This is a genomic window from Geodermatophilus sp. SYSU D00698 (assembly GCF_054050335.1).
Genome location: NZ_JBJGZD010000003.1, coordinates 84,197 through 98,426, shown reverse-complemented (window position 1 = coordinate 98,426; position 14,230 = coordinate 84,197). Strand labels below are relative to the sequence as shown.

Genomic DNA, 14,230 nt, shown 5'->3' with positions numbered 1-14,230 from the left:
CGAGAGTGGGGACGTGGTCTCCCTGCTGGCGCGCCTGCCCGTGCCGGGACAGCGCGGCCCCGGTGCCGGGCGGCCCTGGTACCCGGCCGCGCTGACCGCCGCCGCCACCGCCGCGGTCACGCTGCTCGGGCTGCTCGGGCTCGGGCTCGCGGTCGTGGTGGTCGAGACGCTCGATCCCGCAGGCGGGTTCTCGGTCCCGAGCGCGGCCCGCGTCGGTGGCCGGCTGTGGCTGCTGGCCAACGGCGGCGGGCTCGACCTGCCGTCGGGGCCGCTGGTCCTCGCGCCGCTGCTGCTCACCCTCGCCGTCGCCTGGGGGCTCGATCGGGCCGGGCGGGGCGTGCTGCGCGTCGCCGAGCCCGCCGGCGCCCGCGCCGCCGCCGGGGTCGTGGCGACCGCGGTCGCGGTGCACGCGCTGCTGGCGGTCCTCCTCGGGCTCGTCGTCGACGGGCCCGGGGCCCGCACCGACCTGCTGCGCTGCGGCCTCGGCGCCGCCGTCCTCGCCGCGGTCGCCGTCGGCTGGGGCGTGCTCCGGGAGGGAGACCTGCTCGACGGCGTCCTGGACCGCCTGCCCGGGCCGGTGCGGCCCCTGCTGCCCGCCGCCCTCGCCGGGCTGCTCGCCGCGGGCGCACTGGGTCTCGCCGTCGTCGCCGTCGCGCTGGCCGCGGACGCCTCCGGCTACGCCGCGGTCGCGGGCGCCCTCGGCGGCTCCGGGGCCGGTGCGGTGGGCACGCTGGCGCTCGGGGCGCTGCTGCTGCCCAACGCCGCCGCGGCCGCGCTCGGGGTGGCGGCCGGGCCCGGGTTCGCCGTCGGCGCCGGCACCGTCGTCTCGGTGCACGGGATCAGCCTCGGTCCGGTGCCGGCGTTCCCGCTGCTGGCCGCGCTGCCCGACACCCAGGCGGTGCCGCTGCTGGCGTTCGTCTCGCAGGCGGTCCCGGCGCTGGCCGGGCTGGTCGCCGGGGTGGCGCTGGGCCGCCGCATGACCGACGACGACGGCGGCTCGGTGGTCGCCGGCCTGTGGGGCGTGCCGGCCGGCGCCGTCCTGGGGCTGGGCGTGGGCGTCCTCGCCGCGGTGGCCGGCGGCTCGCTGGGCGACGGCGCGCTCGCCGACGTCGGCGCGCCGCCCGTGGCCACCGCGCTCTCCTTCGCGCTGCAGGCCGGCGTCGCCGCGGCGGTCGGGGCGGCCACCGCGCGCTGGCGGTCCCTCGGCTGAGGACCCCGGCGCCGTCGATAGGGTCGCGGACGTGCCCGGCCCCGAGTCCTCCCCGCGGGCGCGGGTCGTCGTGCTGATCTCGGGCACCGGCTCGCTGTGCGCGGCGCTGCTCGAGGCCGCCGACGACCCCGGCTACCCGGCGCAGGTGGTCGCCGTCGGCGCCGACCGCGACGCCGCCGGGCTCGCGCACGCCCGCCGCCGCGGCCTGCCGACGTTCACCGTCGCGCTGCGCGACTTCCCCGACCGGGCCGCCTGGGACCGCGCGCTGACCGAGGCGATCGCCGCGCACGAGCCCGACCTCGTGGTGTCCGCCGGGTTCATGAAGATCGTCGGTCCCGCCGTCCTGGCCCGCTACGAGGGCCGGCTGGTCAACACCCACCCCGCGCTGCTGCCGGCGTTCCCGGGCGCGCACGCCGTCCGCGACGCGCTGGCCGCCGGCGTGGACGTCACCGGCAGCACGGTGCACCTGGTCGACGCCGGCGTCGACACCGGCCCGGTGCTCGCCCGGCGCGAGGTGCCGGTGCTGCCGGGCGACGACGAGGACCGCCTGCACGAACGCATCAAGGCCGTGGAGCGGACGCTCCTGGTGGAGACGGTGGCGCGACTCGTCACCGGGACGACGGAGGAGAGCCCGCGATGACCGAGAGCCGGACCGCCATCCGCAGAGCCCTGCTGGGCGTCTACGACAAGACCGGGATCGAGGAGCTCGCCCGCGGCCTGGCCGACGCCGGCGTGGAGCTGGTGAGCACCGGGGCCACCGCGCGGCGGATCGCCGACGCCGGGATCGCGGTCACCCCGGTCGAGCAGGTCACCGGCTTCCCCGAGTGCCTCGACGGGCGGGTCAAGACGCTGCACCCCGCCGTGCACGCCGGCATCCTCGCCGACCGGCGCAAGCCCGAGCACGTCGCGCAGCTCGAGGAGCTCGGCGTCGCCGCCTTCGACCTCGTCGTCGTGAACCTCTACCCCTTCACCGCGACCGTGGCCTCGGGCGCGACCCCGGACGAGTGCGTCGAGCAGATCGACATCGGCGGCCCGGCGATGGTGCGCGCGGCCGCGAAGAACCACCCGTCGGTCGCCGTCGTCGTCGACCCGGCCCGGTACGGCGACGTCCTCGCCGCCGTGGCCGCCGGCGGCTTCACCCTCCCCGAGCGGCAGCGGCTGGCCGTGGCCGCCTTCCGGCAAACCGCCACCTACGACATCGCCGTCGCCTCGTGGATGGGCAACGTGCTCGCCCCCGACGACGAGTCCGGCTTCCCGTCCTGGGTTGGCGCGTCCTGGGAGCGCGCCGACGTGCTGCGCTACGGGGAGAACCCGCACCAGCGGGCGGCGCTGTACCGCAGCGGCGAGCCGGGCGCCGGGACAGGGGGGATCGCGCACGCCGAGCAGCTGCACGGCAAGCAGATGTCCTACAACAACTACGTCGACACCGACGCCGCGTGGCGGGCCGCGCACGACCACGACGACCCCTGCGTGGCGATCGTCAAGCACGCCAACCCGTGCGGGATCGCCGTCGGCCCGGACGTCGCCGCCGCCCACCGCAAGGCGCACGCCTGCGACCCGGTCTCGGCGTTCGGCGGCGTCATCGCGGCCAACCGGGAGGTCGACCTGGCGATGGCCGAGCAGGTGGCCGGCGTGTTCACCGAGGTCGTCGTCGCGCCGTCGTTCACCGCCGACGCCGTCGAGGTGCTGACGGCGAAGAAGAACATCCGGCTGCTGCGGCTGCCCGAGGCCGGCCGGCCCCCGGTCGAGCTGCGGCCGGTCGGCGGCGGGCTGCTACTGCAGAGCGCCGACCGCATCGACGCCGCCGGCGACGACCCGACCACCTGGACGCTGGCGTGCGGGGAGCCGCTGGACGCCGCCGGCCTCGACGACCTCGTGTTCGCGTGGCGCTCGGTCCGCGCGGTGAAGAGCAACGCGATCCTGCTCGCCCACGACAGGGCGACCGTCGGCGTCGGCATGGGGCAGGTGAACCGGGTGGACTCCGCGCGGCTGGCGGTCGCGCGGGCGGGGGAGCGGGCCGCGGGGTCGGTGGCCGCCTCCGACGCGTTCTTCCCCTTCGCCGACGGCCTGCAGGTGCTGCTCGACGCCGGGGTGCGCGCGGTGGTGCAGCCAGGGGGGTCGGTGCGGGACGAGGAGGTCGTCGCGGCGGCGCGGGCGGCCGGCGTCCCGCTCTACCTGACCGGCACCCGCCACTTCGCGCATTGAGGTCGGGCGCACCGAGGGGCCGGCCCCACGTCCGTCCGCCGGAGCCGGGGGAGGAGCTCGAGGACGCCGACCTCGCGCGCGTCGACTGGTGGGGCGCCGAGCTCGACGGCGTCACCTTCACCCGCTGCCGATTCGACGACGCCGACCTCACCGAGCTGGCCACCCGCCGCTGCGTGTTCGACTCCTGCGTCCTCACCGGCGTGCGGATGAGCGGGTCGCGGCACCGCGGCAGCGCGTTCCTGTCCTGCCGGTTCGACCGGGCGCGGCTGATCGACGCCGTCTGGGAGGGCTGCAAGCTCACCGGCTCGCAGTTCCCCGGCGCCGTCCTGCGGCCGCTGACCAGCACCGACTCCGACTGGAGCTGGACGTCACTGCGCGGCGTCGACCTGTCCGGCAGCGACCTGTCCGGTCAGCGGTTCCGCGAGGCCGACCTCACCGACGCCGACCTGCGCGAGTGCGACCTCACCGGCGCCGACCTCGACCGCGCCCGCCTGCAGGGCGCGAAGCTGCGCGGCACCGACCTGCGTGGCGCGGCCACCGAGGCCTGGCCCTGGCGGGGCCTGGAGCTCACCGGCGTCCGCATCGACCTCGTGCAGGCGGTGCAGGTCGCCCGCGCCCACGGCGCCCTCGTCGAGGGCTGAGCCAGGCACTCCGGGGGCGGCGGGAGGAGCGGGGGCCGGAGGCTCCGCGACCGAGCGCCGGGAGCGGCCCGACACGGGCCGGGGACGGCTCCTGGCCGCGGTGCCGTCCGGTGGGACGGCAGTGTCGCGGACCGTCAGCGGTAGCGGGGGCCGGTGAGCATGGCCTTGAGCGCGCCGAGCAGGCCGAGGACGCCGACGGCGCAGGCGGACCAGAAGCCGACGCCGAACGCCGCCGGGTCCCAGTCCTCCACGGCGAACGGCACGAGCACCGCGGCGATCGCCAGCGCGCTCACGAACAGCGCGAGGACGCCGAGGAGGCGGTGCGTCCGGGCGGGCAGCCACAGCAGGACGCCGAGCAGGAACAGCACGCCCCCGCCCAGGACGACGGCGAGCGGCTGCCAGAAGCCGGAGTCCACCAGGGCGCCGAAGCCGGCGTCCGCCTCGTCGAAGCCGCGGCCGACGAGACCCCAACCGGTGTCGCCGGCCCGCGCCAGCCAGCGCAGCGGCAGGCTCACCGCGGCGGCGATGCCGGCGAGGATGAGCAGCAGCCCGCCGAGCGAGTCCGGCCCGCGCACCGGCACCGGCCGGTCGGAGTAGCTGGGCGTCGTGTAGGGGTTCGGGCCCGCCTGGCCGTACGCGCCGGGGCCCCCCGCGGACGCGCCGGCCACGGGCGCCGGCCCGGGCGTGGTCTGCTCCCGCCAGTCGGCCCCGAGCTGCCGGGTGGACGGGTCGCGCTCGGTCATCAGCTCTCCTCGAGGGATCCGGCCGTGCGGGGGCTCACCTCGAAGCGTAGGGCCGCGGCGGTCGGCGGGGAGGCGCCTCCGGCACACTGTCGGGGTGCCCGCGACGATCCTCGACGGCAAGGCGACCGCAGCCACCATCCGGCAGGAGCTCACCGCGCGGGTCGCGGCCCTGACGGCAGCCGGGCACCGGCCCGGCCTGGGCACGCTGCTGGTCGGCGACGACCCTGGCAGCCGCTGGTACGTCAACGCCAAGCACTCCGACTGCGCGCAGGTCGGCATCGCCAGCATCCAGCGCGAGCTGCCGGCCACCGCCACGCTCGCCGACGTCCTCGCCGTCGTCGAGGAGCTCAACGCCGACCCCGCGTGCACCGGCTACATCGTCCAGCTGCCGCTGCCCCGCCAGGTCGACGAGTACGCCGTCCTCGAGGCGATGGACCCGGCCAAGGACGCCGACGGCCTGCACCCGGTCAACCTCGGCCGGCTGGTGCTCGGCGTCGACGGGCCGCTGCCGTGCACGCCGGTCGGCATCGTCGAGCTGCTGCGCCGGTACGACGTCCCGGTGGCCGGCGCGGAGGTGGTCGTCGTCGGGCGCGGCATCACCGTCGGCCGCCCGCTCGGGCTGCTGCTCACCCGGCGCACCGAGAACGCCACGGTGACCCTCTGCCACACCGGCACCCGGGACCTGGCCGCCCACCTGCGCGCCGCCGACGTCGTGGTCGCCGCCGCGGGCGTGCCGGGGCTGGTCACGGCCGACGTCGTCAAGCCCGGCGCCGCGGTCCTCGACGTCGGCGTCAGCCGGGTCGACGGGAAGATCGCCGGTGACGTCGCGAAGGACGTCGCCGAGGTGGCCGGGCACGTGGCGCCCAACCCCGGCGGGGTCGGGCCGATGACCCGGGCGATGCTCCTGCAGAACGTGGTGCTGGCCGCCGAGCGCGCCGCCGCGGACGAGGTGCTCAGCGCCTGATGACGCGCCCGCCGCTGTACCTGCGCCGGCCGTTCCTGGCCGGGCTGCTGCGCCAGCTGCCGCTGTTCGCGGTGCTGGTCGTGGTCGCGGTGGGGCTCGGGATGGTGGCGCTGGAGCACTGGCGGCGCGGCCTGCTGGTGGTCGGGCTGGCGCTCGTCGGCGCGGGCGTGCTGCGGCTGGTGCTGCCCGTCCGCCGGGTCGGTTTCCTCGCCGTCCGCAGCCGGCCGGTCGACGTCGTCCTGATGGCCGGGACGGGGGTCGCGCTGTCGGCGCTGGCCCTCGCGGTCCCGGGCAGTTGAGCGTCGGCCCGCGGGCGCGGCGACCGGGGTCCCGGGTCTAGGTTGACGCCCATGGCAGAGCAGCCCAGGAACGGCAAGGTCACCGTCGTCGGTGCCGGCTTCTACGGCTCCACCACCGCCCTCCGGCTCGCGGAGTACGACGTCTTCGAGACCGTCGTCCTCACCGACATCGTCGAGGGCAAGCCCGAGGGCCTGGCCCTCGACATCAACCAGTCCCGGCCGATCGAGGGCTTCGAGACGAGGGTCGTCGGCGTCGGCGGCGGCTCGTACGAGGGCACCGAGGGGTCCGACGTCGTCGTGATCACCGCCGGACTGCCGCGCAAGCCCGGCATGAGCCGCATGGACCTCATCGAGACCAACGCCAAGATCGTCCGGGACGTGTCCGAGAACGTCGCGCGGACCTCGCCGGACGCCGTCGTCATCGTGGTGTCCAACCCCCTGGACGAGATGACCGCCCTGGCGCAGCTGGCCACCGGCTTCCCGAAGGAGCGGGTGATGGGCCAGGCCGGGATGCTCGACACCGCACGGTTCACCAACAACGTCGCCGAGGAGCTCGGCGTCCCGGTGTCCTCGGTGCGCACCCTGACCCTCGGCTCGCACGGCGACACGATGGTGCCCGTGCCCTCGCGCTGCACCGTCGACGGCAAGCCGCTGGCCGACGTCCTGGCCCCCGACCGCGTCGAGCACCTCGTGCAGCGCACCCGCAACGGCGGCGCCGAGGTGGTCGCGCTGCTCAAGACCGGGTCGGCGTACTACGCGCCGTCGGCGGCCGCGGCCCGCATGGCCCGCGCCGTCATGGAGGACTCCGGCGCCGTCATGCCCGTGTGCGCCTGGGTCGACGGCGAGTACGGCATCTCCGGTGTCTACCTCGGCGTCGAGGCCGAGATCGGGCGCGCGGGTGTGCGCCGGGTGGTCGAGGGGGACCTCACCGAGAGCGAGCTGGCCGGGCTGCGCGAGGCGGCCGAGGCCGTGCGCGCCAAGCAGGCCGACGTCGCGGAGCTGTAGAGCGACTGCACCGCGACCTGACCGACTCCCGGCCCGACGGGCCGGGGCTGCAGAGAGGGAATGTCTGACGTGAGCAAGATCAAGGTCGAGGGCACCGTCGTCGAACTCGACGGCGACGAGATGACCCGGATCATCTGGCAGTTCATCAAGGACCAGCTGATCCTGCCGTACCTCGACGTCAACCTGGAGTACTACGACCTGGGCATCGAGCACCGCGACGCCACCGACGACCAGGTCACCGTCGACTCCGCCAACGCGATCAAGAAGCACGGCGTGGGCGTCAAGTGCGCCACGATCACCCCGGACGAGGCGCGGGTCGAGGAGTTCGGCCTCAAGAAGATGTGGCGCTCCCCGAACGGGACGATCCGCAACATCCTCGGCGGCGTCATCTTCCGCGAGCCGATCATCATGCAGAACGTGCCGCGGCTGGTGCCGGGCTGGACCAAGCCGATCATCGTCGGCCGTCACGCCTTCGGTGACCAGTACCGCGCCACCGACTTCCGCTTCCCCGGCGAGGGCACCCTGACGGTGACCTTCACGCCGAAGGACGGCTCCGCGCCGATCGAGCACGAGGTCTTCCAGGCGCCCGGGGCCGGCGTCGCGCTGGCGATGTACAACCTCGACGAGTCCATCCGCGACTTCGCCCGGGCCTCGATGAACTACGGCCTGCAGCGCGGTTACCCGGTGTACCTGTCGACGAAGAACACGATCCTCAAGGCCTACGACGGCCGGTTCAAGGACATCTTCGCCGAGGTCTTCGAGACCGAGTTCAAGGACCAGTTCGAGCAGGCCGGCATCACCTACGAGCACCGGCTCATCGACGACATGGTCGCCGCGTCCCTCAAGTGGGAGGGCGGCTACGTCTGGGCGTGCAAGAACTACGACGGCGACGTCCAGTCCGACACCGTCGCGCAGGGCTTCGGCTCGCTGGGCCTGATGACCTCGGTGCTCATGACGCCCGACGGCCGCACCGTCGAGGCCGAGGCCGCCCACGGCACGGTGACCCGGCACTACCGCCAGCACCAGCAGGGCAAGGAGACCTCGACCAACCCGATCGCGTCGATCTTCGCGTGGACGCGGGGCCTGGCCCACCGCGGCAAGCTGGACGGCACCCCCGAGGTCACCCGGTTCGCCGAGACCCTCGAGAAGGTCTGCATCGACACCGTCGAGGGCGGTCAGATGACCAAGGACCTGGCGCTGCTGATCAGCAAGGAGCAGCCGTGGCTGACCACCCAGGACTTCCTGGCGGCCATCGACAGCAACCTGCAGAAGGCCATGGCCTGACGTAGCCGCTGACGCCGGCGGCCCCCCCACCCTGCGGTGAGGGGGCCGCTCGCGTTCGGGGCCGCGTGACCACCTCGGGTCCAGCGGGCACTCGCGGGCGTCGAGCGCCCTCCCGACCCGAGGTGGTCGAGGCTGTGGACAGCGGGCACGCCGAACGACCGGCGCCGGGCAGGCTCCACCGGTGCCCGTCGCGCCCCGCCGCCCACCCCTGCTCCACGGACGGGTGTTCCGGGGTACGTGGGCGGTGGCGGCGGGTGTGCTGACGAAGGACGAGCTGCGGAGCGGGGCCTGGCGCCGGTTGCGCCAGGACGTCTACGCCGATGCCGGGCTGCCCGTCGACCACCGGCTGATGGCCCGCGGGGGCAGCCTGGTGATGCCGCGGTCCGCCGCGCTGGGTGGGCGGACCGCGGCGGTGCTCTGGGGCGCCGCTGACCTCGCGGGAGCCGGGGACCCGGTGGAGGTCGTCGTGCCGCCAGGGCGACGCTGGAGCCCGGGACCCGGAGTCGCGGTGCGGAGCGCCCCGCTGCGCGGGGACGTCGTCCACGACGGATCCTGGCTGCGCTGGACCGCGCGGGTGCGGACGGCGGTGGACCTCGTCCGGCGGGACGGGACGGACGAGGCTGTCGTCCTGCTCGACGGACTGGTCCGCGCCCGCGTCGCGGACCTCGCTGCCGTGCGGTCCGCGGTCGCGGCGCTGCCCCGGTGCCGTGGCAGCGCGTACGCCCGCCGGGCGGTGGCACTCGCCGACGGGCTCGCCGAGTCGCCCCAGGAGACGCGACTGCGACTCCTCCTGCACCGGTCCGGCCTGCCCCTCCCCGTGGCGCAGTACGAGGTCCGGTGCGGAGGGCGCTTCGTCACCCGCGTCGACTTCGCCTGGCCTGAGCACCGGCTCGCGCTCGAGTACGACGGCGCCTGGCACGGGGCGCCCGACCAGCTGCCGCGGGACCGGCGCCGTCTCAACGGGCTGACGTCCGCCGGCTGGCGCGTCCACTTCGTGACGAAGGGCGACCTCCGGGGGCCCGACGACCTGCTCCGCGACCTGGCGCGCGCCCTCGACCGGTGATCACCCCGGACCCAGCAGTGCCAGCGGAACGCTGACAGCCCTCCTGACCCGGCGTGATCACCTGGCGCCGAGGGCTCAGGCGCCGAAGAGCTGGGTCCACCAGGGGCCGCCGGAGCCCTCGGCCACGCCCACGCCGAGCTCGGTCAGCGAGCAGTTCAGGATGTTCGCCCGGTGGCCGGGGCTGTTCATCCACGCCGCCATCACCGCGGCCGGGTCGGGCTGGCCCTGGGCGATGTTCTCCGCCCGCGCGTTGCCGACGCCCGCGGCCCGGGCCCGGTCGAACGGGTCGAGCCCCTCGGGGGTGTCGTGCGAGAAGTAGCCGCGGTCGCGCATGTCCGCGCTGTGCGCCCGGGCGACGGCGGCCAGCGCCGCGTCCGCGACCACCGGCGCACACCCGGCGGCGGTGCGCTCCTGGTTGACCAGGGTCAGCACCGCGGCCTCCGCGGAGGGGTCGGCCGGGGCGGCGGTCCGGGCCACCGGCGCCGGTGCGGGCTCCGACGACGAGGGCGGCGTCTGCGTCCCCGACCCCGCCGCCGACGCGGAGGAGGACCCGGCCGACGACGAGGACCCGGCCGACGAGGAGGGCCCGCCCGGCGCCGGGGCCGGGGACCCGGGCAGCACGGGGGACGCCGACGACGAGGACGCGGACGACGAGGACGCGGACGACGAGGACGCGGACGACGAGGACGCGGACGACGAGGGCGCCGACGACGACCCGCCTGACGCGGTGGAGCGGCCCGCCGACGAGGAGGTCCCCGGCGCGGGGGTGTCCGTCGCGGAGGAGCCCGGCGCGGGGGTGTCCGCCGCCGACGAGCCCGGTGCGCCGGGTGCCGTCCCCGGAGCGGTGGTCGGGGTGCCGTCCACGCCCATCGTGACCACGCCGGTGCGCTCGGCGCCGTCCTCCGCGCCGTCCTCCACCGCGTCCGCCGCGGAGGTCGCCGCGGACTCCGCCGTCGACAGCCCGCCCCGGCCGGCGGCCATGAGCGGCACGAGCAGCGCGATGCCGCCCACGACGAGGACGACCAGCAGGACCGGCAGCAGGCGGCGGGCGCGGCCCCGGCGCCGCGGCGGGCGGTGGGGTGCCACCCGGGCGGCGTGGCGGGCGGACGGCGGGGAAGACCGGTGGCGCACGGAGTGATTACCTCACGAAGTCGACAAGTCGCTTTCTGTGACTTCGTGGAGAGTAGCCGTAGTCGGAGGTCACCCGGGAGAGTGACGTGACCGAGGTCACACAGAGGTCGCGCCGGGGGCCGTGGGGGACGTCTCCCGGGCGCGCGGTGGGTTTCGGGTCCCCGTCCGGGCAGCATGGACGGACACCACCCCGAGACACGAGGAGCGCGCCGCCGGTGAGCGACGTCTGGCTCGACATCGTCATGGTCGTCGTCTTCGTGCTGATCGGCGGCGTGTTCGCCGGTGCGGAGATCGCGCTCGTGTCCCTGCGCGAGGCCCAGGTCCGGGTGCTGTCGGAGCGGGGCCGCCGCGGCCGCGCGCTGGCCCGGCTGCTCGGCGACCCCAACCGCTTCCTCGCCGCGGTCCAGGTCGGCGTCACCCTCGCCGGCTTCCTGTCCGCCGCCTTCGGTGCCAGCACCCTGGCCGAGCCGTTCAGCGACTGGCTGGTGCGCCGCGGCCTCCGCGAGGGCGTCGCCGACCCGCTGGCCCTGGTGCTGGTCACCGTCGCGATCAGCTACGTGTCCCTGGTCGTGGGGGAGCTGACCCCCAAGCGGCTCGCGCTGCAGCGCGCCGAGGGCTTCTCGCTGCTCGTCGCCCGGCCGCTGAACGCCATCGCCCGGCTGTCCCGCCCGGTCATCTGGCTGCTGTCGGCGTCGACGAACGTGCTGGTCCGGCTGCTCGGCGGGGACCCGAAGGCCAGCGGCGAGGCGATCAGCCAGGAGGAGCTGCGCGACCTCGTCGCCGCGCACGAGTCGCTGTCCAGCGACGAGCGGCGGCTCATCGACGAGGTCTTCCGCGCCGGCGACCGCGAGGTGCGCGAGGTCATGACCCCGCGCACCGAGGTCGAGTTCCTCGACGCCTCGACGACGGTCAGCCGCGCCGCGCGGCAGGTCGCGGAGTCCGGCTGGTCGCGCTACCCGGTCGCCGGCCGTGACCAGGACGACGTCGTCGGGTTCGTGCACGTGCGCGACCTGCTGTTCCCCACGCACCCGGCCGGGCGCGCGGCGACCGTGGGCGACCTCGCCCGCGAGGTGAAGCGGCTGCCCGGCACCGCGGGCGTGCTGACGGCGCTGTCGGAGATGCGCCGGGAGAACCAGCACCTGGCGATCGTGGTCGACGAGTACGGCGGCACCGACGGGATCGTCACGCTCGAGGACCTCATCGAGGAGGTCATCGGGGAGATCTACGACGAGTACGACGAGGAGGTCGCCCCCGAGGACGGCGAGGAGCCCGGCGGTCCGCACGACGTCGACGGGCTGCTCAACCTGGACGACTTCGCGCAGGTCACCGGCCTGCGGCTGCCCGAGGGCCCGTACGAGACGGTCGCCGGCTACGTCCTCGCCGAGCTCGGCCGGCTGCCGGACGTCGGCGACGCCGTCGAGGTCGAGGGCCGCACGCTCACCGTCCTCGAGCTCGACGGACGGCGGATCGCCCGCCTGTCGGTCACCCGGGCGCCCGACGTCGAGCCGGCCGGGGAGGACACCTCGGCCGGCTGAGGCCGGTCAGCCCCGCTTCTGCGCGACCTCCCACGCGTCGCGCACGATGCCGGCCAGGTCGGGGTGCCGCGGCGTCCAGCCCAGGTCCGCCCGGATGCGGTCGCTGGAGGCCACCAGCTGCGCCGGGTCGCCGGCCCGCCGGTCGCCCACCTCCACCGGCACCGGGTGCCCGGTGACCTCGCGGACGGCGTCCACCACCTGCTGCACGGAGAAGCCGGTGCCGTTGCCCAGGTTGTAGATCCGGTGCTCGCCCGGCTCCGGGGCGGTCAGCGCGAGCAGGTGCGCGTCGGCGAGGTCGGAGACGTGGATGTAGTCGCGGATGCAGGTGCCGTCCGGCGTCGGGTAGTCCTCGCCGTAGATCGTCATCGCCTCGCGCTTCCCGGCCGCCACCTGCAGCGCGATCGGGATGAGGTGGGTCTCGGTGGTGTGCCGCTCGCCCAGGCCGTACGCGGCGCCGGCCACGTTGAAGTACCGCAGGCTCACCGCGGCGAAGTCGTGGGCGGTCGCGTACGAGGTCAGCATCGCGTCGACGGCGAGCTTCGTGGCGCCGTAGGTGTTGGTCGGCCGCGTCTGCGCGTCCTCGCGGATCGGCACCTGCTCGGGCTCGCCGTAGGTGGCGGCGGTGGAGGAGAAGACGATCCGCCGGCAGTCGACCGCCCGCATCGCCTCGAGCAGCGCCAGCGACCCGCCGACGTTGTGCTCCCAGTAGATCTCCGGCCTGACCTGGGACTCGCCGACCAGGCTCTTCGCCGCGAAGTGCAGCACCGCCTCCGGCCGCACCTCGGCCAGCACCGGCGCCGAGTCCTGCAGCGTGGCCTGCACGAACCGGGCGCCCTCGGGCACGGCGTCGGCGTGCCCGGTCGACAGGTCGTCGAGCACGGTGACCTCGTGGCCGCCCTCGAGGAGGGCGGCGGTGACTACGCTGCCGATGTAGCCGGCCCCACCGGCGACGAGAACGCGCATGGGGCCACCCTAGGAGCCGTCGCCCGGGAGGACCTGTCCGTGGTGAGCGCACGTCCGGCGGTGCAGGCGCTGCCGGCCTACAAGCCCGGCCGCAACCCGGCCGACCTGGCGCGCGAGCTCGGCGTCGACCGCGCCGTGAAGCTGGCCAGCAACGAGGTGCCCTTCCCGCCGCTGCCGGCGGTGGTGCGGGCGCTGGCGGAGACGGCGGGGGAGACCCACCGGTACCCCGACAACGGGGCCGCCGTCCTCACCGCCGCGCTGGCGGAGCACTACGGCGTCGACCCGGCGCAGGTGGTCCCCGGCTGCGGTGCGGTCATGCTCTGCCAGCAGCTCGCCCAGGCCTTCAACGACCCCGGGACGGCGATCGCCTTCGCCTGGCGCTCGTTCGAGATGTACCCGCTGCTGGCGCAGGTCGCCGGCGCGCGCGGCGTCCAGGTGCCGCTGGTGCCCTCGGCCCCCGGCGGCGCCCCCGACACCCACGACCTCGACGCGCTGGCCGCCGCGGTGGACGACGACACCCGGCTGCTGTTCGTGTGCAACCCCAACAACCCGACCGGCACCGCGGTCCGGCGGGCGGAGCTCGAGCGGTTCCTCGACCGGGTGCCCGGCACGGTGCTGGTCGTGCTCGACGAGGCCTACCGCGAGTTCGTCACCGACCCCGACGTGCCCGACGGCCTGGAGCTGATGCGCGGGCGCCCGAACGTCGCGGTGCTGCGCACGTTCTCCAAGGCCTGGGGCCTGGCCGGCCTGCGGGTCGGCTACCTGGTCGCGGAGGACCCCGCCGTCGCCGACGCCGTCCGCCGCACGCACGTGCCGTTCAGCGTCTCGATGCTCGCCCAGGCCGCCGCCGTCGCCGCGCTCGGCAGCCAGGACGAGGTCCGCCGCCGCGTGGCCGCCGTCGTCGCCGAACGCGACCGGCTCACCGCGGCCCTGTGCGGGCGCGGCCTGGCGGTGCCCGACAGTCAGGCCAACTTCGTGTGGCTGCCGCTGGGGGAGCCGTCCGCCGCGACCGCCGCGGCGCTGGAGGCCCGCGGCGTCATCACCCGGCCGTTCGCCGGCGAGGGGATCCGGGTGACCGTCGGCACGCCCGAGGAGGACGACCTGTTCCTCGCCGCGCTCGACGACGTGCTCGCCGTCACGACCCCCGACACGGTGCGCCCCGGCGCGCCGGTCGCCTAGCGCCCGGC

At 75.7% G+C, this 14,230-nt stretch carries 15 protein-coding genes; 12 read left to right on the top strand and 3 right to left on the bottom strand.

Going from position 1 to position 14,230, the window contains the following annotated elements; translation table 11 throughout:
• Nucleotides 1–13: 13 nt before the first annotated feature.
• From ACI8AB_RS03710 to ACI8AB_RS03695, 4 genes are read left to right on the top strand one after another with little or no spacing between them, the layout of a single operon-like run.
• Nucleotides 14–1,210 (top strand): cell division protein PerM, encoded by a 1,197-nt coding sequence (locus tag ACI8AB_RS03710; protein ID WP_456949010.1) that lies wholly within the window; start codon nt 14–16, stop codon nt 1,208–1,210.
• Between the two features lie 31 nt (nt 1,211–1,241).
• A complete protein-coding gene (gene purN, locus ACI8AB_RS03705; RefSeq protein WP_387987612.1) occupies nt 1,242–1,850 on the top strand; it encodes a phosphoribosylglycinamide formyltransferase in 609 nt (202 codons plus the stop codon).
• Nucleotides 1,847–3,415, top strand: a complete 1,569-nt coding sequence (purH, locus tag ACI8AB_RS03700; protein ID WP_456949009.1) for a bifunctional phosphoribosylaminoimidazolecarboxamide formyltransferase/IMP cyclohydrolase — start codon at nt 1,847–1,849, stop codon at nt 3,413–3,415. The genes purN and purH overlap by 4 nt, the downstream gene beginning before the upstream one ends.
• Entirely contained in the window at nt 3,412–4,056 is a 645-nt protein-coding gene (locus ACI8AB_RS03695) for a pentapeptide repeat-containing protein (protein WP_456949008.1), read from the top strand. The genes purH and ACI8AB_RS03695 overlap by 4 nt, the downstream gene beginning before the upstream one ends.
• Before the next feature lie 134 nt (nt 4,057–4,190).
• Here the strand turns inward: ACI8AB_RS03695 and ACI8AB_RS03690 are convergent, their stop codons facing one another.
• Nucleotides 4,191–4,799 carry a hypothetical protein gene (locus ACI8AB_RS03690; RefSeq protein WP_456949007.1) on the bottom strand — a complete coding sequence of 203 codons (609 nt, stop codon included), beginning with the start codon at nt 4,797–4,799 and terminating at the stop codon, nt 4,191–4,193.
• Between the two features lie 94 nt (nt 4,800–4,893).
• Here ACI8AB_RS03690 and ACI8AB_RS03685 point away from each other — a divergent pair, with 94 nt between their 5' ends.
• From ACI8AB_RS03685 to ACI8AB_RS03665, 5 genes are all read left to right on the top strand, one after another.
• The gene (locus ACI8AB_RS03685; RefSeq protein WP_456949006.1) at nt 4,894–5,763 is read left to right on the top strand and encodes a bifunctional methylenetetrahydrofolate dehydrogenase/methenyltetrahydrofolate cyclohydrolase; all 870 of its coding nucleotides are present in this window, start codon (nt 4,894–4,896) and stop codon (nt 5,761–5,763) included.
• Entirely contained in the window at nt 5,763–6,062 is a 300-nt protein-coding gene (locus tag ACI8AB_RS03680) for a DUF3017 domain-containing protein (RefSeq protein ID WP_387987600.1), read from the top strand. The genes ACI8AB_RS03685 and ACI8AB_RS03680 overlap by 1 nt, the downstream gene beginning before the upstream one ends.
• A 51-nt stretch (nt 6,063–6,113) precedes the next feature.
• Nucleotides 6,114–7,067: a malate dehydrogenase gene (gene mdh / locus ACI8AB_RS03675; protein ID WP_456930211.1), complete on the top strand. Its 954-nt coding sequence runs from the start codon at nt 6,114–6,116 to the stop codon at nt 7,065–7,067.
• Nucleotides 7,068–7,136: 69 nt separating this feature from the next.
• Nucleotides 7,137–8,351 carry an NADP-dependent isocitrate dehydrogenase gene (locus tag ACI8AB_RS03670; protein ID WP_387987596.1) on the top strand — a complete coding sequence of 405 codons (1,215 nt, stop codon included), beginning with the start codon at nt 7,137–7,139 and terminating at the stop codon, nt 8,349–8,351.
• 256 nt (nt 8,352–8,607) lie between these two features.
• Entirely contained in the window at nt 8,608–9,414 is an 807-nt protein-coding gene (locus tag ACI8AB_RS03665) for a hypothetical protein (protein WP_456949005.1), read from the top strand.
• A gap of 75 nt (nt 9,415–9,489) precedes the next feature.
• On the opposite strand, the gene ACI8AB_RS03660 is transcribed toward ACI8AB_RS03665, so the two are convergent.
• A complete protein-coding gene (locus ACI8AB_RS03660) occupies nt 9,490–9,846 on the bottom strand; it encodes a CAP domain-containing protein (RefSeq protein ID WP_456949004.1) in 357 nt (118 codons plus the stop codon).
• Between ACI8AB_RS03660 and ACI8AB_RS03655 the strand changes: the two genes are divergently transcribed.
• Nucleotides 9,830–10,552, top strand: a complete 723-nt coding sequence (locus tag ACI8AB_RS03655; RefSeq protein WP_456949003.1) for a hypothetical protein — start codon at nt 9,830–9,832, stop codon at nt 10,550–10,552. The genes ACI8AB_RS03660 and ACI8AB_RS03655 overlap by 17 nt on opposite strands.
• Before the next feature lie 208 nt (nt 10,553–10,760).
• Nucleotides 10,761–12,080 carry a hemolysin family protein gene (locus ACI8AB_RS03650; protein WP_456949002.1) on the top strand — a complete coding sequence of 440 codons (1,320 nt, stop codon included), beginning with the start codon at nt 10,761–10,763 and terminating at the stop codon, nt 12,078–12,080.
• A 6-nt stretch (nt 12,081–12,086) separates the two neighbouring features.
• On the opposite strand, the gene galE is transcribed toward ACI8AB_RS03650, so the two are convergent.
• Nucleotides 12,087–13,043: a UDP-glucose 4-epimerase GalE gene (gene galE / locus ACI8AB_RS03645; RefSeq protein ID WP_456949001.1), complete on the bottom strand. Its 957-nt coding sequence runs from the start codon at nt 13,041–13,043 to the stop codon at nt 12,087–12,089.
• A gap of 42 nt (nt 13,044–13,085) precedes the next feature.
• On the opposite strand from galE, the gene hisC reads away from it, so the two are divergent.
• Nucleotides 13,086–14,222, top strand: a complete 1,137-nt coding sequence (gene hisC, locus ACI8AB_RS03640) for a histidinol-phosphate transaminase (protein ID WP_456949000.1) — start codon at nt 13,086–13,088, stop codon at nt 14,220–14,222.
• Nucleotides 14,223–14,230: the final 8 nt, after the last annotated feature.